Origin of the sequence: Clostridium senegalense JC122, assembly GCF_000285575.1 — a bacterium.
Taxonomy (GTDB): Bacteria; Bacillota; Clostridia; order Clostridiales; family Clostridiaceae; genus Clostridium_J; species Clostridium_J senegalense.
In genome coordinates this window covers 385546-407732 of the sequence record NZ_HE611052.1, presented here as the reverse complement: position 1 = coordinate 407732, position 22187 = coordinate 385546, and the positions used below count along the sequence as shown (strand labels likewise).

Sequence of the window (22187 nt, the reverse complement as noted above, 5' to 3'; positions counted from 1 at the left end):
GATAAAATAAAATATAATTTATCAATAGAAATCATGAAAGAAGTAGAGTTAGGTATAGTTCTTCATATATGTTTTTTAGTTGATAAATTGATAAAAGGTTATGATGAAACTAAATTTGAATTAATTGATGAGTTTAAAAAACAATATAGTAGAGAATTAGTACTTATAGAAGAAACTATAAAACCATTAGAAGAAATTTATAAAATAAAAATTGGAACAAATGAATTAGCATATATTTGTAAAATGTTTTTGTGCAATAGCAAAGAAAGGACTTTTTCATTATTAACAACTTAATTAATATATTAAAATGGTAGAGTACAGAATAATTAATATGATGAATTTAGTGAAGAAAATTAACTTTAAGTGTAATGTTTTTTGAAAATATTACACAATAAAAACTGTGTAATATAGTGTGCAGGTAAAAGTACACACTAATTACACAGTTTTTATTTAGTTATTAGCACCATGAAAGGGGTATGGATAATATTTCTAATTTAAAAGTTGGCATGTATATTGCTTTATATATAAGTGTAAATAAAAGTTTGTTTTGATAAATGAAAGGAGAAAATAATGAAAAAATTAGATATTGTTGTAAAAGATAAAGTTGGGCTTCATGCTAGACCGGCAACTAATTTAGTAAAAGTGGCTCAAAACTTTAAATCTAATATAGATATAGAAAAAAATGGAGTGAGAGCTAATTGTAAAAGTATAATTGGAATATTAAGTATAGGTGCATCTATGGGAGAAACTATTTCATTTATTATAGAAGGTGAAGATGAATTAGAAGCATATGATTCTTTAAAAGAACTATTTTATAATTAAAAAGTTTTATTTTAAATTGGGTAAACTAGGCTTTGAATATTTTGAAAATTTAAAATATTTAAAAATAATTCAAAGTTTATTTGCTATAAAATATTAAAATTTAAAATAAAGGGAGGGTGGTATGAGTTATTATCTAGGAATCGATGGTGGAGGAACAAAAACTGTTGCAATACTTAGTAAAGATGATGGAACAATTATTGATACAGCGAGGATAGGACCTACTAATTATAAGGGAGTAGGAATTGAAAAAACAAAAGATGAGTTTTGGAGTATGTTTAAATACTTTTTTTCAAGGGATAAAGTGTCACTAAAAGATATTAAATCACTATGTCTAGGTGGTGCAGGAGTAGACTTTGAAGAAGATAAAGAAATTTTGAAAAACATGTTCTATTCCTTAGGATATAAAAATAAAATTTTAATTTTTAATGATTCAGTTACAACTTTGGTTGGTGCAAATGGTGAAAAAAAGGGTGCAATTTTAATTAGCGGAACAGGGTCAGTAGCTTATGGAATAGATTTAGATAACAATCCTATTAGAGTAGGTGGATGGGGGCATTTTATAGACGATTTAGGAAGTGGATTTGCAATTGGAAAAGATGCATTATCTAAAATAATGGAGAGTTATGATGGAAGGTGTAAACAAACTATACTTTGGGAAAAGGTCAGTACAAAATTACAGATAAAGTCCCATGATGAACTTATTTCTTTTATATATAATCCTAAAACTAATAAAAATAACATAGCAGAAATTGCAGTTATTGTAATTGATTCTTACCTAGAAGATGATGTGGCAAAAGAAATAATAGATAAAGCTGTAGAAGATTTATTTATTATGGTTAAAACTCTTTCTGAAAAAATGAATTGTAATGACTTTCCTTTAAGTTTTAGTGGTAGTGTGTTAGTAAAATCACCTTTAATAAGAAAATTATTAGAAAAAAGAATAAAAAAAGAGTTGCCTCAAATAGTAATTCATGATTCTTATAATGATGGGGCATATGGAGCTTTAATATTAGCACTTGAAAATAGTTAAAATTTGGGGGGAGAAATATGAAAAAAATCATGCTAGTATGTTGTGCTGGAATGTCTACTAGTTTATTAGTAGAAAAAATGGAAAAGGCTGCTGCGAAAGACAATATTAATGTTAAGATAATTGCTGTAGGGGAAATAGACCTTAAAAATCATATGGATGTAGATGTTGTTTTATTAGGACCACAGGTAAGATATCTTTTAAATAAAATTAGAAAAACTATGGAGCCAAAAGGAATACCAGTAGATGTAATCGATAGTATGATGTATGGCACCATGAATGGTGAAAAAGTATTAAAAAAAGCTATGGAATTAATAAATAATAGTAAATAGGTTGAAATAGGAGGTTCACTATGAACAATTTTTTAAATAAAATGGAAAAATATTTTGTACCTATTGCAGGTAAGTTAGGCTCGCAAAGACACTTAGTAGCAATAAGGGATGGATTTGTATCTATAATGCCGTTAGTAATTGCTGGAGCTTTTGCAGTTCTGATAAATGGATTACCTATACCAGTATATCAAAAATTTATGGCTAGTATATTTGGTGAAACATGGACTGTATTTGGAGGCAATATATGGACTGCATCTTTTGCAATAATGTCTTTATTAGTAGTAATAACAATAAGCTATCATTTAGCTAAATCTTATGATGCAGATGGAGTAATTGCTGCAGTAATGGCATTAGGTTCTTTAATAATGTTAACTAATCCAACAGAAGATGGTTCCGGTATACCATTTAAATGGGCTGGTGGAACTGGTTTATTTGTAGCAATTATAGTAGCTTTAGTAGTTACAGAAATATTTGTTAAATTTTCTAAATCTGAAAAATTAATAATAAAAATGCCGGAGGGTGTACCACCAGCAGTTTCTAAATCATTTGCAGCTTTATTTCCAGTTATGATTACAGTTGCAGTTATATCAATGATAAAAGTATTACTAGGTTTAGTTGGTGTTACTGATATTCAAGCATTAATTTATGATGTGCTTCAAAAACCTCTTGCAGGAGTAGCAAATACTTTAGGGTCAGCAATAGCTATTGTATTATTTAATCATATTGCATGGTTCTTTGGACTTCATGGTTCCAATATATTAGAGCCAGTTATGCAAGCGGTATATCTTCCAGCACTTGATGCCAATATAAAAGCTTTCCAAGCAGGTGCAGCTATACCTAATATAGTTACAAAACCTTTCTTTGATTGTTTTGTATACATGGGTGGATCAGGTGTAACTATTTGCTTAATAGGTGCAATTTTCATAGCTTCTTATAGAAGGAAAAGTAAAAATAAAGCTTACCAAAGTATGGCTAATATATCAGCAGCGCCTGGTATATTTAATATAAATGAACCTATAATTTATGGATTGCCAATAGTTTTAAATCCTATATTTTTAGTACCATTTATATTAGCACCGTTAGTTTTAACTATTATTAGTTATTTAGCTATAGCAAGTGGAATAGTACCACCAACAGTAGCCATGGTTCCTTGGATAACACCACCAATTATCAGTGGATGGCTTGTTACTGGTGGATCTTTAATGGGTGTATTACTTCAAATAATTAATTTAACAATAGGTTTGTTAATATATTATCCGTTTATAATAATGGCAGAAAGAATAGATGCAAAAAAATCTTTAACAAATACTACAAAAATTGAAAATTCTAAAGATAAGAAATTAGAAATTTAAATATTATTAATTTGGAGTATAAGGTTATTATTTCTTTATACTCCAAATTTAAAAAAATTTTAATATTATATTGAGATAATATAGTTTTTTGTTTTCATGAAGATTTTCTCTTGATAAGGATAAAAAATAAGTAAAACTATAGTTAATTAAAAGTTAAGGATTATGAGTTGAGAATAATTTTTAAAACTGAAAATCAGTTTACTAAAATAAAAAACACCATTAGTATTAGGAACATAGTAATTAATAGTAACAACAACCTTTGATTAGTCATTTTAGAAATGAATGACCTTAGAACTCTATATAGTAAGATGTAGAAATATTGAAAAAGGGATTAAATATTTTTTAATACAATAAGAATTAGATGGAAGTGAGAAAATGAAGGGCATAAAAATGTCAATAATAGGGGCTGGTAGTAGTTATACACCAGAACTTATAGAAGGGGTTATTAATAATATAGATGAATTACCAATAACAGAAATAGTTTTAATTGACATAGAAACAGGTAGAAAAAAATTAGATATAATATTTAACCTTACAAAAAGAATGTTAAAAAAGAGCAATATAAATATAAAAGTTTGGACAACCTGTAATAGGAAGGAAGGAATAAAAAATTCAGATTTTATAATTAGTCAAATAAGAGTTGGAGGACTAAAGGCTAGAGAAAAAGATGAATTGATATCATTAAAAAATAATTTAATAGGTCAAGAAACAACAGGTGCAGGTGGATTTGCCAATGCACTGAGAACGATACCAGTTATGCTAGATATATGTAAGGATATTGAACAGGTAGCTCCAAATAGTTGGTTGATTAACTTTACAAATCCTGCTGGAATTATAACTGAAGCAATTATGCAATATACAAAGGTCAAAGTTATTGGACTTTGTAATGTTCCATATAATATGAAAATAAACATTAGCAAAATACTTGAAGTTAAAAATGAAAGATTAAGTATAGATTTTGTAGGACTTAATCACTTAATTTTTGGCAAGAAAGTATATTTAGACAATAAGGATATAACAAAAAAAGTAGTTGAAATTTTATGTAGCGGTAAAAGTATAAATATAAGCAATATACCAGATTTAAAATGGGATAAAAGTTTTTTAAGAGCAATGGGGATGGTGCCGTGTCCTTATCATAGATATTTTTATATGAAAGATAGAATGTTAGAAGAAGAATTAAGTAGTTTGAATAAAAATAAAAGTACTAGGGCTGTACAGGTTATGGAGATTGAAAATAAGTTATTTGATATATATATGATGGAAAATACAGAGGAAAAACCTAAAGAATTAGAAGATAGAGGAGGTGCATATTATTCTACTGTAGCTATTTCACTTATAAATGCTATATATAATGATAAGAATGAAGTTCATACAGTTAATGTTAAAAATAATGGAATTATTAAAGAACTACCAAAGGACTCTGTTATAGAAGTAAATTCAATAATAAATAAAGATGGTGCAATGCCTTTAGAAGTTGGAGAATTAGATGAAAAAATAAAGGGCTTGATAATATCTATAAAAAATTATGAAAGGTTTACTATAAAAGCTTCAGTGGAAAAAGATTATAATTGTGCACTACTTGCACTTATAAATAATCCGTTAGTAGGTTCTATAGAGAAGTCTAAAGCTGTATTAGAAGACATATTTTTAGAAAATAAAAAATATTTACAAGGATTTAATATATAATTATTCAAAATTAGGAGGACTGTTATGGAAGAGATTATAATAAATTTAATATCCTGTGGTGGAGAAGCAAAAAGTTTTTCCATGGAAGCTATAAGCTATGCTAAGGAAGGTGAATTTGAAAAAGCTAAAGAAGCATTGAAAAGTGCAGAAGAAAGTCTAACAAAAGCTCATGTTCAGCAAACAAAACTTATACAAAGTGAAGCTCAAAATAATAAAATAGAAGTATCCTTACTTATGGTTCATGCTCAAGATCATTTGATGAATGCAATAACTGTTAAAGATATGGCTGAAGAATTTATTGATTTATATGAAAAAATTTACTTGAAATAATGGAAGGGTGAATTAAATGAAATGTTTGGGAATATCTGTATATCCAGGAAATGCAACAACAGATAGATATGTAGAGTACTTAGAATTAGCATCTAGTTATGGATTTTCAAGGGTTTTTACATGCCTTATTTCTACAGATGATAGCCATATACTTCAATTTAAAGAAATAACTAAGGTAGCAACAAAACTTGGTATGGAAGTTATTGCAGATGTAAATAAGGATGCATTAAAAAAGATAGGTATAAACTATAAAAACCTGGAACAACTACATGAATTGAATTTAACTGGTATAAGACTAGATGAAGGGTTTGGTGGTGTTGAGGAATCCTTAATGAGTTTTAATAAAGAAAATTTTAAAATAGAAATTAATATGAGTAATGGAACAAAGCAGATAGAAAATATATTAGCTTTTCAACCTAATAAAGAAAATATAATAGGATGTCATAATTTTTATCCTCACAGATATACAGGGCTTTCAAGAAAACATTTTATCAATTGTTCAAAGGTTTTTAAAGAAAATGGAGTAAGGACAGCAGCTTTTGTAACTTCCCAAAATGGAGAATTTGGACCATGGCCCGTAAATGAGGGACTTTGTACGTTAGAAGAACATAGATTTTTACCAATAGAAGTTCAAGCAAAAGATTTATTTAACACTGAATTTATAGATGATGTAATAATAGGAAATTGTTTTGCAACAGATGAAGAACTTAAAAAGTTATCTAATCTAAATAGAAATTTGCTAAGTTTAAAAGTAAATTTATATGAAAATATATCTTATATTCAAAGGAAAATCTTATTAGATGAAGAACATTTTAATAGAGGAGATGTTTCAGAATATATGATAAGATCTACTCAAAGTAGAGTTAAATATAGAAATGAATACTTTGAGCCCCTAAATATTAGAGAAATAAAAAAAGGAGATGTATTAATAGAAAGTTCTCTTTATAAAAGATATAGTGGTGAACTTCAAATTGCACTGAAGGATATGAAAAACAGTGGTAAAACTAGTGTAGTTGGCAGAATATCAGAAGAGGAAATATACCTTTTAGATTATATAAGGCCATGGCAAAAATTTAAGTTTGAAGAAAGCTAATTATATTCTATATAGGCGAATTTTCAGTGGGCATTAATTTAGAAAAGGTAAAACAAAATGACAGAAAGGTTGGAAAATATGAAAATTATTACAACAGAAGATTATAATGAGTTAAGTGAAAAGGCAGCTAAGATAATAGCTAACAAATTGATTTTAAACCCTAAAACAATTCTTGGGTTGGCTACAGGGTCAACTCCTATAGGAACATATAAAGAGCTTATTAGATTATATAGTGAAAAATTTATTAGTTTTGATAAAGTTATAACTTTTAACTTAGATGAGTATTATGGTTTAGACTATGAAAATGTTAATAGCTATCATTATTTTATGAACAAAAATCTTTTTAATAGTGTTGATATAAAAAAAGAAAATATCAATATTCCAGATGGATTAGCAGAAAGTTTAGAAAAAGAATGTGAGAGTTATGAAAGTAAAATTAAAAGTTGTGGAGGAGTAGATATTCAAATTTTAGGTATAGGAAGAAATGGACATATTGGATTTAATGAACCTCATTGTAAATTTGGATCTACAACTCATGTTGTATCACTAGATGAAGATACAAGAAAAGCTAATGCTAGATTTTTTAGAAATATAGAAGAAGTACCTAAAAAAGCTATTACTATGGGAATAAAAACTATAATGAATGCTAAAGAGATATTATTATTAGTTTCAGGTGAAGATAAAAGTAAAGCTATATATGAGACTGTATATGGAAATGTAACAGAGAGTGTTCCTTCATCTGTACTTCAATTACACCCAAATGTTACTATTATAGTGGATAGAAAAGGTGCAAAACTTTTATAAAATGCTCATAATTATTAGGTGGTGATATTATGGAGGGTATAGGAGTATCTAACGGTATTGAAATTAGCAAAGTTTTAATAAAAGATGTAAAAGAATCAATACCTAAATATAGTATAGAAGATATAAGTGCTGAATTATTAAGATTTAAGTCTGCTGTGGAAGACAGCATAAAAGATATAGAAAATCTAATATTAAATAAAAAATTAGCTAAAGAAGAAATAGAAATTTTTGATGCACATATATGCATGCTTAAGGATGAAGAATTTTTAAAATTTGTTGAAGAAAAAATAAAGACAGATAAAATAAATAGCGAATGGGCATTAGAAAAAGGAAAACAGTTTTTTGTTGAGCTTTTTAATTCATTTGATAATGAATACTTTAAAGAACGAAGCATTGACCTTATAGATATAATTAATAGAGCTACAAATAAGTTGTTAAAAAAAGAAGAATTAAACTATGAAAAAGTTGAAGGAAAATTTGTTCTTGTAGCTCATGATTTAACACCATCTGAAACAGTAAAAATTGATAAAAATAAAATAATAGGATTTATAACAGAGACTGGAGGGAAAACTTCTCACGTTGCGATAGTAGCAAGAATGTTAGGTATACCTGCTATTGTAGGTGCAAAAAATATTTTAAGTATGGTAGATAATAAGTCTATTATAGCTATGGATGGAAGTAATGGCCAATTTATAATAAATCCAACTCAATATGATATAGAAGCTTTTAATAAAAAGAAAAAAACAATGCAGGTTGAGGAAAGTTTAGATAAGGAGTTTTTAGAAAAAATACCTCTATCTAAAGATATGAAAAGATTTCAAGTGGCCTGTAATCTTCAAGTCCCTACTCAGTTAGATGAAATAATAAAGAATAATGGCGAAGGAATAGGACTTTTACGAAGTGAGTTTATATATATGGATAGAAAAAATGCTCCTACAGAAGATATTCAATTTGAAATATATAAAGATATAGCGGCACAAATGAAAGAAAAGCCTGTTATTATAAGAACATTAGATGTAGGAGGAGATAAAGAAATTTCATATCTTAATATACCTAAAGAGGAGAATCCTTTTTTAGGACTTAGAGCTACGAGGTATTGTTTAAAAGAAAAAAATTATTTAAAATCCAATTAAGAGCAATTTTAAGGGCTAGTAATTTTGGTAAAGTAAAGATAATGTTTCCTATGATTTCATCTTTAAAAGAAATAAGGGAGGCTAAAAATTTACTTGAGGAATGCAAAAAAGAGTTAGATTACGAAAAAATAAAATATGATGAAAATATAGAAATAGGAATTATGATAGAAGTACCATCAGCAGCAATAATTTCTGATGTTTTGGCAAAAGAGGTTGATTTCTTTAGTATAGGTACTAATGATTTAATTCAATATACTGTTGCGGTAGATAGGTTAAATAACAATGTTTCAGACTTGTATAGTAACTACAATTTAGCAGTTTTAAGACTAATAAAAATTGTTATAGAAAATGGACATAAGAATGGAATATATGTTGGTATGTGTGGTGAAGCAGCTAGAGATATTAATTTAATACCAATATTTATGGCAATGGGATTAGATGAATTTAGTGTAAATCCATCATATGTATGTAGAGTTAAAAGATATATGTCTCAATATGATATATATCAATGTGAAAAGCTTTGTAAAAGGGTATTATCACTAGAAACAGATGAGGAAATAGAAAAAACTTTAGAAGAATTTAGAAATGAAAATTAAAATAGGAAATAACTATAGTGAAGCAAAAATAGCATGCTATTTTTGCTTCACTATTATTTTATTAAAAATAAATTTTTTATAGTTCAATTAAATTTTGTTTGTATTTATTATATAGATTTTTTAAAAGTGAAATTTTTTCATCTAATTCTATTTGTAAATTAGAAACCTCATTTAAATCATATTCATTGATTGCAGTTTTAATTTTAGTAAATAATGAGAAATTTTCATCATTATCTTTCATAATGTAATTTCTTAAACTTTGAATGTTTTCCCAATTAGCAACATCAATTTTAGAATTTTCATCGTGATTTAGTTTTTGACAGTTACGTACTACCTTTACATATTGAGGAATTAGTCGTCCAGTAAGCTCATTTAAGTATCTTTCTGTAACACCCATTCTATAACTATTAATAATTTTATCATTTAGTATAGTACCACAATTAATTTTTGAAACTTTACTTTTATTATCAAAAGATTTTAAGTTTTCCAATACTGTTTTTGGTGCTTTACCAAAGTATTTTTCAAGTTCTTCTTTTGAGTAATCTGTAAAGATATTATTTTCACTTCTATATTTACGGTTATTTTCTAAGTAAGATGCCTCTTCACCATATTCTTTTGAAATTTCCATTAATAAATCTTCAGTAGTTTTGTTATTTTTAATAACATATGTTAATCCATCTAACATAGATAAAATTGATGCACTTGTAGCTAAATAACTATTAGTGTGAGGGCATGGAGATCTTAATTCAAATCTTGTGCTATAAGGATTGTCTTCTTCTCGAATAAGAGCTAAAAGAACCGTTCTATTTCTAGATGGCATATCTTTGTTTAAACCTAATGAAGTACATGTACAAACAGGGGCTTCAAATCCAGGTTGTAATCTTTTTATAGAATCAATAGAGTTAGATACAAATGGATTTATTATATCATAATTCTTTAAAATTCCCATTAAAGCTCCATAACCAAGAACACTCATAAAATCCTTATTACTATGGAATAAGTTTATTTTCTCTCCATTTTTTAAATGTAATAGTACACCAATGTGAAGATGCTTACCACTACCAGCAATATTGTCAATTGGTTTTGCCATAAATGTAACATCTAATCCATTTTTTCTGAAAGTTTCTTTTACTAAGTTTCTAACTAAAAGATCATTATCACAACAACTTATAGCATCACTATAGGTCCAATCAATCTCTAATTGTTCCATTATGTGAGTTAAAGATCCTGTGGTTGTAAGTTGAGCTTTTACACCGCCAACTTCTTTATGGCCCATTTCAGGGTTAAGTCCATATTTCTCAAGAAGTAAAAGAGATTTTTCAAGTGATGTTCTTACAGAACCTTTAGTTCTTTTCCAATATTGTTCTTTTAGAACTTCAGAAGTACAAAGTTCTTCAACATCTGCAAGTTCATTTGGTGTTTTAACCCAAAACTCTAATTCTGTAGCTAATGTAATGTTTACATCTGCTATATCATAAAATTTTATTCCAAAACAATCAAGAACATTAGAAGTTTCAAATAAACTTATTAAAGAGTTTTTAAAATGTTTTAAAGTACTTTTCAAGACGCTTCTTGAGTCAACTGCAACACCTTCGTGGAATAGAAAAGATGGTATTGTTAGTGTTCCCACAGGAAGATTTGTAATTTCATCGATATGTTCATAATTATAGTCTATGTACCAGCTACAATTTAAATCAACTTTTATATCTACTTGTGCATTGTTAAGGGTAGCTATACCCGGTAGATTAACTGAAGAGCCATCAGTTTTTACAGCGATTCCATCTAGAAATTTGTCTAAATCATTTAAAAATAAATTTACAGGTATTTTTTCATCTATATCATTAAAAAGTAAATCAATTCCACATAAAGAAACAAATTTTATTTCTGGGTGAGCCAAAAGAATATTTTTGATGTTTTGTTTGCTATGCATTTCCTTTGGTATTGTATAAATTAAATTATTTTTCATAAAAAAACCTCCATATTAAAATTAATAAAATTGTTAATTGCTAATAAAAAATAAATTAAATTATTTACTCAAAATTTAATTTTAAAAAAGAGAACATGAAAAATGTTCTGATAATTAAATATTATTTTAATATATATAATATTTAAAATTTAAATTGTGTAATTAATATTTAGTTTAAGTGCTTGGACTATATTCTTAAAAATAAAATTTGAAATAAATAGAAATTTAGCCTTTACAATATTTTTAATAATTATAAAACACGAAATATAAAAAGTAAATACAAAAAGGGAAAAATATTTATTTTAATTAAAAAAATATATAAAATGAATGAAAAAAAAGCAAAATTTCTCCTTTGTCTATTTATTTTAATTTAAAACTTTTTCATCTTGTATAAATGAGTGAAAAATGAAATATTTTAAATTAAAACAATCATATAAAATTCCATTGAAATCAAAGAAAAAATCGAAGAAAAACAATTAAATCTATAAAAATATTCGCCATTTAAAATTATTAATATATTTTAATAAAGTTTTATAAAATGTAAAAAATGTTTTAAATAAAATCACAATTTTCCGAATATAGATTTATTAAGCTGTAAAATTAATATAACGTAATAATAATAATTTAGTTACTAGGATTATTATTATAAAATTTGAAGATGCTAATTAATTTAATGACTAATAATTTTATGGTTGAGTAGTGCAAAGGTGGGGATTAAATGGAGGAATTTATTCAAAAGGCTGTAAGCTTATTGTGGGGAACTCCTTTAATAGTAACAATTCTAGGTACAGGACTATTTTTTACTGTAGCTTCAGGTTTTTTTCAATTTAAGTTTTTTAAACATATAATGAAAGAAACTTTTGGAAAATTAATCAAGAAAGACAAAACAAGTAAAGGGGAGAAAGGAATTCTATCACCATTTGAAGCAATAAGTATAGCTATAGGAGGAAGTGTAGGAGTAGGTAATATTGGTGGTGTAGCTACAGCAATAGCTGTAGGTGGACCAGGCGCTGTGTTTTGGCTATGGGTAGCTGCACTTTTAGGTGCCATAATAAAAATGGTAGAGGTTACATTAGCTGTTCATTATAGAACGATTGATGAAGAAGGAAACCCTTATGGAGGTCCATCCTTTTATATGGAAAAAGGGTTAGGAGAAGAAAAGAAATTTAAGTTGTGGATTATTCCAGCAATATTATTTGGTGGAGGGATATTATCAACATTTTTCATAACTCTTCAAAATTATACAGTATCTGAAGCTATATCAAGTACCTTTAATGTTAGTATGATACTGGTGGCATTTGTTTATGCAATTTTAGTTTATATAATGATTAATGGTGGTATACCTGGTCTTGGAAAAATAGCTAGCAAAACAATTCCTTTTATGTGTTTATTTTATATAGTTTCAGGATTGTTTATAATTTTAAAAAATATAACGTTTTTACCAGAAACAATATCATTGATTTTTAAAGGTGCATTTACCGGTACTGCAGCTGTAGGTGGATTTACAGGTGCTACCTTTATGCAGGTGTTAAAAATAGGTATGTCAAGATCAGTTTACAGCAATGAAGCTGGATGGGGAACATCTCCTATGATACATTCAACAGCAAAGACAGATCATCCTATAAGACAAGGGTTTTGGGGTGCTTTTGAAGTTTTTATTGATACTGGTGTAGTATGTACAATAACAGCTTTGATAATAATAATAACTGGAAATTGGTGTTCTGGTGCAACAAGTGCTACATTAACACTTTCAGCTTTTGAATCTGGAATGGGATACTTAGGTAGAGTGATCTTAAGTATAGGAGTTTTTTTATTTGGAATAACAACTACAACGGGATGGTACACATATTATGAGATTCTTTTAAGACATGCAAGTAAGGATAATATAAAAGCAAAAAAGGTTATATTAAAGTTTTATAAATACTGTTATCCAATACCAGGATTTTTAATGGTTGTAATGGCGGTAATGAAAGGTTTACCGGGACAAATAGTATGGCTATTTGGTGATTTTACATCGGCTATACCTACATTTATAAATGTTATAGTAATACTGATTTTAAGTAAAAGGTTTTTTGAATTATTAAAGGATTATAAGGCTAGATATTTAGGTATAGGAAAAGTAAATCCAGAGTTTAAGCCATTTTATGAAGATAGAAAAAAAGAAAAATAAAATTGAAAGAGTAAAAGGCAATTTAAAAATTGCCTTTTTTATAAAAACTAAATTAAAAGTAGTATAAAAATTAGAATTCGTTAAGTGTGAAAAATTTTATATATTAAGAAGGGTAAAGGTTAAATTTAAAGAATATAGTATATATATTATTATTTTATTTATGAGGGGATATTATGAATTTATTTGAAACTTACAGCAATTTGGTTTGCAATAATATAGAAAATAACCCGCAAAAAAGCTTTGATATTCTTAAATTAGGATATTGGATAGAAGGAAATATTTTAAGCAAATTTAAAGAAAAAAATTTTTTGCCATCTCAAAAATATCTAACGAAAATTTCAATGGATTTTATCTTACAAGCTATGAATGATAGTGATAATTCTGCCATAGTCAATATCTTTACTCCATGTGAATTTCTTCATGCTATGAATATAACACCTATGTTTATAGAAGGGGTTTCATCATATATTTCAGGTGCAGATTGTGAAAAGGGATTTATTGAATTTATAGAAAATACAGGATTGAGCGAAAGTTATTGTTCATATCACAAGACTTTTTTAGGGGCTAGTGAATCAAAGGTTTTAAAAGCACCAAAGTGTGCTATAACTACAACTATTGCTTGTGATGCTAATATAAACACTTTTAGGAGAATATCTAAAAGTTATGACATTCCTAAATATATTATAGATGTACCTTATAATTATTCAAATGAAAGTATAGAATATGTAATACTTCAATTGAAAGAGTTAGTTACTTTTTTGGAAGATAATTTTAAATGTAAATTAAGTGAGGAAAAACTTAAAGAAGTTATTGCAAGAGAAAATAAATGTTTAGAATATTATGATGAGTTTTTAAAAGAACTTAAAGTTAAGTATTATCCCAATACATTAACATTAGAAATGTATAGAATATTTGTAACATATGTTTTTTTAGGACATTCAAAATCACTAAAATATTATAAAATGCTTGTAGACGATATAAAATTTAGATGTGATAAATGTAATGGGAATAGAATTCTTTGGACACATTTAATTCCTATTTACTCAAAACCATTAAAAGATATATTTAATTTTAATTTAAATAACCAACTTGTAATATGTGATTTTAACTTTAATAATATTACAAAATTGGATATTAATAAACCTTACGAGTCAATAGCAAAAAAATTAATTTTAAATAAGTTCAATGGTGCCTATGAAAGAAGGGCTGATAATATATTGGATTTTTGTAACAAATTAAATATAGATGGAGTTGTGAATTTTTGTCATATGGGATGTAAGCAATCTTTAGGTGGAGCTAATTTATTAAAGTCTAAACTTGAAGAAAATAATATTAAAACTCTAATTTTAGATGGAGATGGCATAGACAAACGTAATTCTCAAGAAGAACAGATAAGAACTAGAGTAGAGGCTTTTTTAGATATAGTAAAGGCGGTGAAAAAATAAAATGATAGGATATGTTTGTAAATATACACCTAAAGAAATATTTGAAGGTTTTGATATAAAGTGTGTGGAATTGAATTCTTCTGTAAATGATTTTGAAACAGCACATACAGTAGGACATAATAATTTGTGTAGTTATTCTAAAGCGATAATAGAAAACATAAAATTGTTGAATATAAAAGAAGTAGTTTTTATGAATTGCTGTGATTCATTAAGAAGAACAAAAGATATATTAGATAAGGATAAGAAAGTAGAGTTTTGTTATATTATAGATTTACCTAAAAAAATAAATAAATATTCTATAAATTTATTTAAAAATGAAATTTTAAAATTTATAGAAGCATATGAAAATTTTTCTAAAAGGGATTTTAATATAGAAAAATTTAAAAATCAGTTTAAAAAAAATGAACAGAAAAATGAGAATGATTCTTATATAGCTATATTAGGAAATAGATTGAGCAAAGAAGATGAAGATTATATAAAAAAATTTCTCATTTAAATATAAAAAATTGGACATGCTCACAGATAGAAAGTTTTTATTTAAAAATTGAAAATATAAGTAATTTAGATGAAATAATTTATTTATATAGTAAAGAAATTTTGAATAAAAATCCCTGTATGAGAATGGAGAATGTGGAAAAAAGAAAAAAAATTTTGAAATCACCTAATATTAAAGGAGTTATATATAATACAGTTAAATTTTGTGACTATTACAATTTTGAATATGTTGATATTAAAGAAAAAGCTAATTTCCCTATAGTTAAAATAGAAACAGATTATACTAAAAGTTGTCATGGACAAATATCAACAAGGATTGAGGGATTGATGGAAGGTATAAATATTAAAAAAGAAAAAATTAGTAAGAAAAAAGTGAAAAATGATATTTATGTATGTGGAATAGATAGTGGATCAACATCTACAAATGCAGTTATATTAAATGAAAAGAAAGAAATTTTAGGACAAACTATCTTAAAAACAGGAGCAAAGTCTTTAAGTAGTATCAATATGGCACTAGAAGATGTTTTGAAAAATGCAAATTTAAAAAAAGAGCAATTAAATTTTATTGTAGCTACTGGATATGGGCGAATTTCTGTTCCGTTTGCAGACGAAAAAGTAACTGAGATAACTTGTCATGGAAAGGGTGCAAATTTTTTAAATAAAAATGTAAGGACTGTAATTGATATAGGTGGACAAGATAGCAAGGCTATAAGAATAAATGGTAATGGAGATGTTGAAGAATTTGTAATGAATGATAAATGTGCTGCAGGAACAGGACGATTTTTGGAACTAATGGCAAGGACCTTAGATTTGGATTTAAGTTATATGAGTAAAGTAGGAGTTAAATGGAATAAAGAACTTACAATTTCTAGTATGTGTAGTGTGTTTGCTGAATCAGAGGTTATAGCGCTAATAGCTCAAAATGAAAATATAGAGGATATAGTGCATAGTATAAATAAATCAGTGGCTTGTAAAATATTATCACTTGTAAAAAGGATTGGATTAAATGATTTATTTATGATAACTGGAGGAGTTTCTAAAAATTATGGTGTAGTTCTAGCTATAGAAGAAAAATTGAACAGTAAATTAATAGTACCAAAAGAAGCACAAGTATGTGGAGCTATAGGTGCTGCTTTAATTGGATTAGAAAGAGTATTAAGTTAAAATGCAATAAAAGAGGGTGGATTTACCCTCTTTTATTCTTTATGGTCTCCAAATCTTTTTTAGCCAGTTCTATTTTTTTAGATATTTTATTTTTATCTTCTTCGGTTTTAGCACACATTTTTTCGTATAATAAATCTGTAATTTCACTTGCTTTTCTGCTTATTAATAATATATTTTTTGGTATTGACATTTACAGTTCACCCCTTTTTTTTCTTGAAGTATAGACATAGAAATAAGGCAATTTATAAATAAATTTCAAGGTTTTTATTCAATTTCGTTGATTTTATGAATGAAAAAAATTATTTTCTTTCACTTTCTATACTTTAATTTATGTATTTACTATAGAATTGTTACTTTAGAAATAATAGTTAAAAGAAAGTTTGCTTTAAATAAATATATATATATTGTAAAATTATAATATAAGATATTAAGAAAGATGGATAGGGGGGAGTTCTTTGAAGAATTTTTTCTTTCTTTATGCATTATTTTAAGTGTTTTTTTAGTAGGATGTTTTTCAGATGAAGGGATGGAAACTTTAAATAAGGGTAAAAAATATTTAAAAGAGGATAACTATGTTGAGGCATTGGAATCTTTTGCTATAGCATCAAATAGATTAAAAAAACAAGATGACAAAGATGTAGCAAAAGGATTATGGCATGTAACTAATGGATATATTAGAGCAAAAAAATTTTGTGTTAGCGGAGAATATGATAAAGCTGAAAAAATCATATTGGAAACAGAAAAATCTGAATTTTACAAATACGCAAAAGATGATTTGGAAATTTTAAAAGAAGAAATAGTGAAAAATAATAAAAAAGATTAAAAGTTATAAATATCTTTTAATCTAGAGTAGACATATGGAAAAATAATGATCAAGCAATTTGATCATTATTTTCTTTCATATATATTGCAATTTTATATTTTATTATTTTAGATAGAATTAGGCTTGCAAATTATTTCTTCTATTTTAGTATCTAATATATTATTAGCATGATTTGGTTTGAGAATGATTGCAGTATCTGCACCATAATGAGTACCACCTATAGAAATAATTGGCTCCATATAAGGAATTAAACCACTATCTGCAGCCATGATAGCAACTTCTACAGCAACTTTTGTTCCTTGGCCAAACATTCTTAAAGTGGCTGCTATTAGCTCAACTGGAGATACGCCACCAAATTTTTTAGAAATTCCTCTTTCAGCTCCACTTAAAATATGGGTAGTAGAAAGAACTTTTATACCTTTTTGTATTAAGTTTTTTCTAACATCATCAGACATATCATTTTCTCCACCATTTTTAAAACCATAAGCATGGGTTACACAAATTATGTTTATGTCTTTTACATCTGAAAGAAGAGAAGCAGTCTCACCACTACTTGATGCTAAAACTATATGTTTTATATTCCTGTTTCTAGCAGTTTCAAGAGCTAATTCCAGTGTTTTTATTGTGTTTTCTTTTCCTGCTTTTTCAAAATACATTAATACCCCTCCTTAAAACACTATAAATAATAAGTTAATATTATTTTAACATGAATCTTAAAAATATGTTATGTGGTATATGTTTTAGAATAAAATATATTTAATAGGTTTGAAATTAATTAAAAATTTTAAATATTTAAAATATAATTTCAATTATATAAAATTTAGAGTATTATATAATAAAAGAAGTTTATTTAGTAGGTTATATCAAAAGTAAAGTTTGGAGGAAATTTTATGAAATTTGAACAATACAAATATGAACGACCTAATTATGAGATATACAAAAATGATATTTTAAATTTAACAGAAAAATTTAAAGTTGAAAAAAGCAGTGCTAATCAGTTAAGTATAATAAGAAAAATAAATAAAATGAGAAATAGTTTGGAAAGTATGAGTACTATCGCATCTATAAGACATGATGTTAATACTGATGACAAGTTTTATAATGAAGAGAGGGATTATTGGGATACCTATGGTCCATTGTATGAAGAAATAAACTCAAACTTTTATGAAGCTATAATTAACTCCAAGTTTAGAGTAGAGTTAGAAGAGGAATTTGGAACTCAATTCTTAAATTTAGCAGAGCTTTCATTAAAAGCTTTTTCAAATGAAATTATAGAAGATTTACAGCTTGAAAATAAATTAAGCTCAAAATATGCTAAACTTATTGCATCTTGTAAAATAAATTTTGAGGGTGAAGAAAGAAACTTGTCATCTATGGGGCCATTCTTAATTTCAAAAGATAGAAATGTTAGAGAAAGAGCTGGAAAAGCAAAATATAATTTTTTTGTAGAACATGAGGAAGAATTTGATGCAATATATGATAAGTTAGTTAAAGTTAGAGATAAGATTGCAAAGAAATTGGGATTTGAAAATTTTGTAGAACTTGCATATGTTAGAATGATGAGAAGTGATTATAATCCAGAGATGGTTAAAGTTTTTAGAAAACAAGTATTAGATTATATAGTTCCTGTTGCAAATAAGCTTTATGAAAGACAAAGAAAGAGATTGAACATTAATAAACTTGAGTATTTTGATGAAAAATTTGAATTTTTAAGTGGAAATGCTACACCAAAAGGAGACCCACAATGGATAATCCATAATGGCATAAAAATGTACTCAGAACTTTCAGTTGAAACAAAAGAATTCTTTAATTTTATGGTAGATGGCAATCTTTTAGATCTTGTTACCAAAAAACATAAAAAAAGTGGTGGCTACTGTACTTATATACCAGATTATAAAGCACCGTTTATTTTTTCAAATTTTAATGGTACTTCTGGTGATGTTGATGTTTTAACACATGAAGCAGGTCATGCTTTCCAAGTATATCAATCAAGATGGATTGATATGCCAGAGTGTACTTTTCCCACTTATGAAAGTTGTGAAATACATTCTATGAGCATGGAGTTTTTTACTTGGCCTTGGATGGATTTGTTTTTTAAAGAGGATACAAAAAAATATAAATTTATTCATCTAGGTGGAGCTATTAAATTTATACCATATGGAATAACAGTAGATGAATTTCAACATTATGTATATGAAAATCCAAATGCCACACCAAAGGAAAGAAAAGAAGCTTGGAGAAATATAGAGAAAAAATACTTGCCACACAAAAACTATGAAAAATGTGATTTTTTAGAGAGAGGTGGTTGGTGGATGCAACAAGGTCATATATTCCAAACACCATTTTACTATATAGATTATACTTTAGCACAGATATGTGCTCTTCAGTTTTGGAAAAAAATGATAGAAGATAGAGAAAGCGCATGGAAAGATTATGTGAAACTATGCAGTATAGGTGGAACTAAATCATTTTTAAATCTTGTAAAGTATGCTAACTTGAAATCCCCATTTGAAGAAGGGTGTGTAAGTTCCATAATAAAGGAAATAGAACGTTGGTTAGAAAAAGTAGATGATATTAATTTATAGAAAGTGAAAATAACTTTTTAACTTATAAAGATAAAAAAACATAAGAATTTATTAAAAAGAAAAGATAGAACTAATTATATGATTAGTTCTATCACAAATATAATTTAGTTAAAAGGCGAGGTATAGAAGTGGATATTAAAATTATAGAACCACATAAACAAAATATATCTAATTGGACTGGTGGTAAAACTAAAGAAATATATATTTACCCTGAAAATGGAAATTATAAAGAAAGAAATTTTAAATTTAGGGTAAGCTCAGCTACTATTGACCTAGAAACATCTACATTTACAAAATTAAAAAATGTGAAAAGATTAATAACAACATTAGATAATGATTTAAAATTACTTCATGAGGATGGAGTTACTGTAAATTTAATGCCATATGAAATTTATAGATTTTCAGGAGAATTGGAAATTAAAAGTTTTGGTAAAGTTACAGATTTTAATTTAATGTTAATGGGGGATACAAGTGGAGATATAAGTGTTTTAAAAGGGAATGAGCAGAATATTCTAACAAGTAAATCTAATATGACACAAGTATTCGTACTTTATACCATAGATGATAACGTTGTTATAAAAATTAATGAAAAATCTATAGTACTAAAAAAGTACAATGCCATAGTAATAAGAAATGATAAATTTGAAAAATTGACAATTGCACTAGAGAATAAGAACAATGTTAAAGTTTTAGCTTGTAGTATAGAAGTCTAGATATGATGTATATATAAGAATTTGTTAGAAAAGTTTAGAAAATATATGATTAATATGTATAATCGGTAGGATATATTAAAATACAATCTTAAAAAGTATGTAATTAAGTTGGAGTTATAGTAAAGTAACATGATATTATATAAATTGTGTGTATTATAAATTAGATTATGTATACGATTTTAGTTAGGGGGAAATTTATGAAAATTGCTATGCCTAAAAACGGAGAATATATAAATCAGCATTTTGGTAAAAGCGAATGTTTTTTTATAGCAGATTTAGATGGTTCTAATATTAAAGAGTGCAAAGAAATATCTTCAAAAGACTTGCAACATAATCATGGTGGTTTATCTCAATTACTTGTAAATGAAGGGGTTTCAGTCGTTATAACAGGTGGAATTGGACAAGGTGCATATAATGCTTTAAAAGAAAAGGGATTAGATGTTATAAGAGGAGTTAATGGAAATGTTAATGATGTAATATCATCTTTTATATCAGGAAAACTTAAAGATAAAAAAGTTTTATGCAATCATCATGGGGAACATCATAGTAATTAAAATAACTATTTTAAAATAAAAAAACAGAGGTACACCTCTGTTTTTTTATTTAATATTTAATTTATCTAACTTTTTATTATATATAAACATATAAAATGAAGATATAAATATTATTATGTAACCAAAGAAACTGAACTTATCCGGAGTTTGATTAAATACAATCATGCTAATTATAGCTGAAAAAATTATATTTGAATAATCAAATATAGAAATTTCTTTGGCAGGTGCATATTTATAAGCAAGAGTTATTCCGAATTGACCTATAGTTGCAAAAGTACCGGCCATTAATAAATAAAAAAGTTGCATTACTGTCATAGGTTTATAACTTAAGACTAAAAAGGGGAAAAGTACTATTAAAGAAAAGAAGGAAAAATAAAATACTACAGTATAGTATTTTTCTTTTCCACCAAGGAATCTTACACAAGTATAGGCAGCTGCAGCAGATATAGCTGAAAATATACCTATAATATATGGAATCAAATCTAGACTTAATGCAGGTCTTATGATAAATAATGCACCTAAAAATGCAATAATTACTGCTAGGATTTGATTAGTTTTAATAGTTTCTTTTAAAAATATGGCGGAAAAAATTATAACAAAAAATGGACTAAGTTTGTTAAGCATGTTTGCATCTGAAAGTATAAGGTGATCAATTGCATAAAAATTTAAAACTATTCCAAGGGTTCCAAATGCAGATCTTAATAAGAGAGTTTTTTGGTTTTCCTTTTTTCCAAAAAAACTTTCTTTATTTTTTATGATTATAAAAAATGATATTATACAAGAAATTAAATTTCTAAAAAAGGTTTTTTGAAAAGATGGCAAGTCTCCAGATAATTTAACAAAAGCTGACATCATTGCAAAACCAAATGCAGATAAAATTATAAAGAGTATTCCTTTAGTTCTATTACACATATTAAAGTATCCTTTCTTTGTAAATGAAAATAATAATCAATAATATTATGTACAATTTATAATTAAATTTCAAGTGTAAATTTATAAAACTATATAACAATCATAAAAACTTAATTTGATGTTTAGTTACTATTAAAATTTAAGCATATTATTTAAGTATAATATATTAATGTAGGAATTAGATA

The 22187-nt window shown here is 26.5% G+C and carries 21 protein-coding genes and 1 pseudogene; 18 read left to right on the top strand and 4 right to left on the bottom strand.

Annotation, left to right across the window (positions count from 1 at the left end; genetic code table 11):
* The 10 genes and pseudogenes from CSGHG_RS23615 to ptsP all read left to right on the top strand — a co-directional run.
* Nucleotides 1-294: PRD domain-containing protein (locus CSGHG_RS23615; RefSeq protein WP_010296430.1), on the top strand; the 294-nt coding region annotated here is incomplete at its 5' end.
* Nucleotides 295-570: 276 nt separating this feature from the next.
* Entirely contained in the window at nucleotides 571-822 is a 252-nt protein-coding gene (locus tag CSGHG_RS13740; RefSeq protein ID WP_010296425.1) for an HPr family phosphocarrier protein, read from the top strand.
* A gap of 121 nt (nucleotides 823-943) precedes the next feature.
* The gene (locus CSGHG_RS13735; RefSeq protein ID WP_010296424.1) at nucleotides 944-1852 is read left to right on the top strand and encodes an N-acetylglucosamine kinase; all 909 of its coding nucleotides are present in this window, start codon (nucleotides 944-946) and stop codon (nucleotides 1850-1852) included.
* A 17-nt stretch (nucleotides 1853-1869) separates the two neighbouring features.
* Complete coding sequence (locus tag CSGHG_RS13730) at nucleotides 1870-2181, top strand: PTS sugar transporter subunit IIB (protein WP_010296423.1); 312 nt, start codon at nucleotides 1870-1872, stop codon at nucleotides 2179-2181.
* 20 nt (nucleotides 2182-2201) lie between these two features.
* Nucleotides 2202-3533 (top strand): PTS sugar transporter subunit IIC, encoded by a 1332-nt coding sequence (locus CSGHG_RS13725; protein ID WP_010296422.1) that lies wholly within the window; start codon nucleotides 2202-2204, stop codon nucleotides 3531-3533.
* 375 nt (nucleotides 3534-3908) lie between these two features.
* Complete coding sequence (locus CSGHG_RS13720; protein ID WP_010296421.1) at nucleotides 3909-5219, top strand: 6-phospho-beta-glucosidase; 1311 nt, start codon at nucleotides 3909-3911, stop codon at nucleotides 5217-5219.
* A 24-nt stretch (nucleotides 5220-5243) separates the two neighbouring features.
* A complete protein-coding gene (locus tag CSGHG_RS13715; RefSeq protein WP_010296420.1) occupies nucleotides 5244-5549 on the top strand; it encodes a PTS lactose/cellobiose transporter subunit IIA in 306 nt (101 codons plus the stop codon).
* A gap of 16 nt (nucleotides 5550-5565) precedes the next feature.
* The gene (locus CSGHG_RS13710; protein ID WP_010296418.1) at nucleotides 5566-6642 is read left to right on the top strand and encodes a DUF871 domain-containing protein; all 1077 of its coding nucleotides are present in this window, start codon (nucleotides 5566-5568) and stop codon (nucleotides 6640-6642) included.
* A gap of 78 nt (nucleotides 6643-6720) precedes the next feature.
* Entirely contained in the window at nucleotides 6721-7446 is a 726-nt protein-coding gene (gene nagB, locus CSGHG_RS13705) for a glucosamine-6-phosphate deaminase (protein WP_010296415.1), read from the top strand.
* Nucleotides 7447-7475: 29 nt separating this feature from the next.
* Nucleotides 7476-9175, top strand: a pseudogene (gene ptsP / locus CSGHG_RS25105) (phosphoenolpyruvate--protein phosphotransferase).
* Between the two features lie 76 nt (nucleotides 9176-9251).
* Here ptsP and CSGHG_RS13690 read toward each other — a convergent pair.
* Nucleotides 9252-11141, bottom strand: coding sequence for a type I glutamate--ammonia ligase (locus CSGHG_RS13690; RefSeq protein ID WP_010296405.1), 1890 nt, complete (start codon nucleotides 11139-11141; stop codon nucleotides 9252-9254).
* Between the two features lie 718 nt (nucleotides 11142-11859).
* Between CSGHG_RS13690 and CSGHG_RS13685 the strand changes: the two genes are divergently transcribed.
* From CSGHG_RS13685 to CSGHG_RS23925, 4 genes are all read left to right on the top strand, one after another.
* A complete protein-coding gene (locus CSGHG_RS13685; RefSeq protein ID WP_010296402.1) occupies nucleotides 11860-13311 on the top strand; it encodes an alanine/glycine:cation symporter family protein in 1452 nt (483 codons plus the stop codon).
* A gap of 173 nt (nucleotides 13312-13484) precedes the next feature.
* A complete protein-coding gene (locus CSGHG_RS13675) occupies nucleotides 13485-14756 on the top strand; it encodes a 2-hydroxyacyl-CoA dehydratase subunit D (protein WP_010296398.1) in 1272 nt (423 codons plus the stop codon).
* 1 nt (nucleotide 14757) lies between these two features.
* On the top strand, nucleotides 14758-15252 hold the full coding sequence (locus tag CSGHG_RS23930; protein ID WP_010296395.1) for a 2-hydroxyacyl-CoA dehydratase family protein: 495 nt from the start codon (nucleotides 14758-14760) through the stop codon (nucleotides 15250-15252).
* Nucleotides 15240-16415 carry an acyl-CoA dehydratase activase gene (locus CSGHG_RS23925; protein WP_328284741.1) on the top strand — a complete coding sequence of 392 codons (1176 nt, stop codon included), beginning with the start codon at nucleotides 15240-15242 and terminating at the stop codon, nucleotides 16413-16415. The genes CSGHG_RS23930 and CSGHG_RS23925 overlap by 13 nt, the downstream gene beginning before the upstream one ends.
* 22 nt (nucleotides 16416-16437) lie before the next feature.
* On the opposite strand, the gene CSGHG_RS23315 is transcribed toward CSGHG_RS23925, so the two are convergent.
* Complete coding sequence (locus CSGHG_RS23315) at nucleotides 16438-16605, bottom strand: hypothetical protein (RefSeq protein ID WP_155844768.1); 168 nt, start codon at nucleotides 16603-16605, stop codon at nucleotides 16438-16440.
* Nucleotides 16606-16851: 246 nt separating this feature from the next.
* Here CSGHG_RS23315 and CSGHG_RS13660 point away from each other — a divergent pair, with 246 nt between their 5' ends.
* On the top strand, nucleotides 16852-17238 hold the full coding sequence (locus CSGHG_RS13660; protein ID WP_010296390.1) for a hypothetical protein: 387 nt from the start codon (nucleotides 16852-16854) through the stop codon (nucleotides 17236-17238).
* Between the two features lie 107 nt (nucleotides 17239-17345).
* Here the strand turns inward: CSGHG_RS13660 and CSGHG_RS13655 are convergent, their stop codons facing one another.
* The gene (locus tag CSGHG_RS13655) at nucleotides 17346-17894 is read right to left on the bottom strand and encodes a pyruvate kinase alpha/beta domain-containing protein (protein ID WP_010296386.1); all 549 of its coding nucleotides are present in this window, start codon (nucleotides 17892-17894) and stop codon (nucleotides 17346-17348) included.
* Nucleotides 17895-18128: 234 nt separating this feature from the next.
* Between CSGHG_RS13655 and CSGHG_RS13650 the strand changes: the two genes are divergently transcribed.
* The 3 genes from CSGHG_RS13650 to CSGHG_RS13640 all read left to right on the top strand — a co-directional run bounded on the left by CSGHG_RS13650 (nucleotide 18129) and on the right by CSGHG_RS13640 (nucleotide 21090).
* Entirely contained in the window at nucleotides 18129-19823 is a 1695-nt protein-coding gene (locus tag CSGHG_RS13650) for a M3 family oligoendopeptidase (protein ID WP_010296383.1), read from the top strand.
* 128 nt (nucleotides 19824-19951) lie between these two features.
* Nucleotides 19952-20536, top strand: a complete 585-nt coding sequence (locus CSGHG_RS20865) for a HutD family protein (protein ID WP_010296380.1) — start codon at nucleotides 19952-19954, stop codon at nucleotides 20534-20536.
* Nucleotides 20537-20733: 197 nt separating this feature from the next.
* Nucleotides 20734-21090, top strand: coding sequence for a NifB/NifX family molybdenum-iron cluster-binding protein (locus tag CSGHG_RS13640; protein WP_010296377.1), 357 nt, complete (start codon nucleotides 20734-20736; stop codon nucleotides 21088-21090).
* A gap of 45 nt (nucleotides 21091-21135) precedes the next feature.
* Here CSGHG_RS13640 and CSGHG_RS13635 read toward each other — a convergent pair whose 3' ends face one another.
* Nucleotides 21136-22002 carry a DMT family transporter gene (locus CSGHG_RS13635; RefSeq protein ID WP_010296374.1) on the bottom strand — a complete coding sequence of 289 codons (867 nt, stop codon included), beginning with the start codon at nucleotides 22000-22002 and terminating at the stop codon, nucleotides 21136-21138.
* Nucleotides 22003-22187: the final 185 nt, after the last annotated feature.

Excerpts from the sequence above, each read along its gene's own strand:
- CSGHG_RS13740 (WP_010296425.1), top strand. The coding sequence starts at position 571 with ATGAAAAAATTAGATATTGTTGTAAAAGATAAAGTTGGGCTTCATGCT.
- CSGHG_RS13735 (WP_010296424.1), top strand. The coding sequence starts at position 944 with ATGAGTTATTATCTAGGAATCGATGGTGGAGGAACAAAAACTGTTGCA.
- CSGHG_RS13730 (WP_010296423.1), top strand. The coding sequence starts at position 1,870 with ATGAAAAAAATCATGCTAGTATGTTGTGCTGGAATGTCTACTAGTTTA.
- CSGHG_RS13725 (WP_010296422.1), top strand. The coding sequence starts at position 2,202 with ATGAACAATTTTTTAAATAAAATGGAAAAATATTTTGTACCTATTGCA.
- CSGHG_RS13720 (WP_010296421.1), top strand. The coding sequence starts at position 3,909 with ATGAAGGGCATAAAAATGTCAATAATAGGGGCTGGTAGTAGTTATACA.
- CSGHG_RS13715 (WP_010296420.1), top strand. The coding sequence starts at position 5,244 with ATGGAAGAGATTATAATAAATTTAATATCCTGTGGTGGAGAAGCAAAA.
- CSGHG_RS13710 (WP_010296418.1), top strand. The coding sequence starts at position 5,566 with ATGAAATGTTTGGGAATATCTGTATATCCAGGAAATGCAACAACAGAT.
- nagB (WP_010296415.1), top strand. The coding sequence starts at position 6,721 with ATGAAAATTATTACAACAGAAGATTATAATGAGTTAAGTGAAAAGGCA.
- CSGHG_RS13690 (WP_010296405.1), bottom strand. The coding sequence starts at position 11,141 with ATGAAAAATAATTTAATTTATACAATACCAAAGGAAATGCATAGCAAA.
- CSGHG_RS13685 (WP_010296402.1), top strand. The coding sequence starts at position 11,860 with ATGGAGGAATTTATTCAAAAGGCTGTAAGCTTATTGTGGGGAACTCCT.
- CSGHG_RS13675 (WP_010296398.1), top strand. The coding sequence starts at position 13,485 with ATGAATTTATTTGAAACTTACAGCAATTTGGTTTGCAATAATATAGAA.
- CSGHG_RS23930 (WP_010296395.1), top strand. The coding sequence starts at position 14,758 with ATGATAGGATATGTTTGTAAATATACACCTAAAGAAATATTTGAAGGT.
- CSGHG_RS23315 (WP_155844768.1), bottom strand. The coding sequence starts at position 16,605 with ATGTCAATACCAAAAAATATATTATTAATAAGCAGAAAAGCAAGTGAA.
- CSGHG_RS13660 (WP_010296390.1), top strand. The coding sequence starts at position 16,852 with ATGGATAGGGGGGAGTTCTTTGAAGAATTTTTTCTTTCTTTATGCATT.
- CSGHG_RS13655 (WP_010296386.1), bottom strand. The coding sequence starts at position 17,894 with ATGTATTTTGAAAAAGCAGGAAAAGAAAACACAATAAAAACACTGGAA.
- CSGHG_RS13650 (WP_010296383.1), top strand. The coding sequence starts at position 18,129 with ATGAAATTTGAACAATACAAATATGAACGACCTAATTATGAGATATAC.
- CSGHG_RS13640 (WP_010296377.1), top strand. The coding sequence starts at position 20,734 with ATGAAAATTGCTATGCCTAAAAACGGAGAATATATAAATCAGCATTTT.
- CSGHG_RS13635 (WP_010296374.1), bottom strand. The coding sequence starts at position 22,002 with ATGTGTAATAGAACTAAAGGAATACTCTTTATAATTTTATCTGCATTT.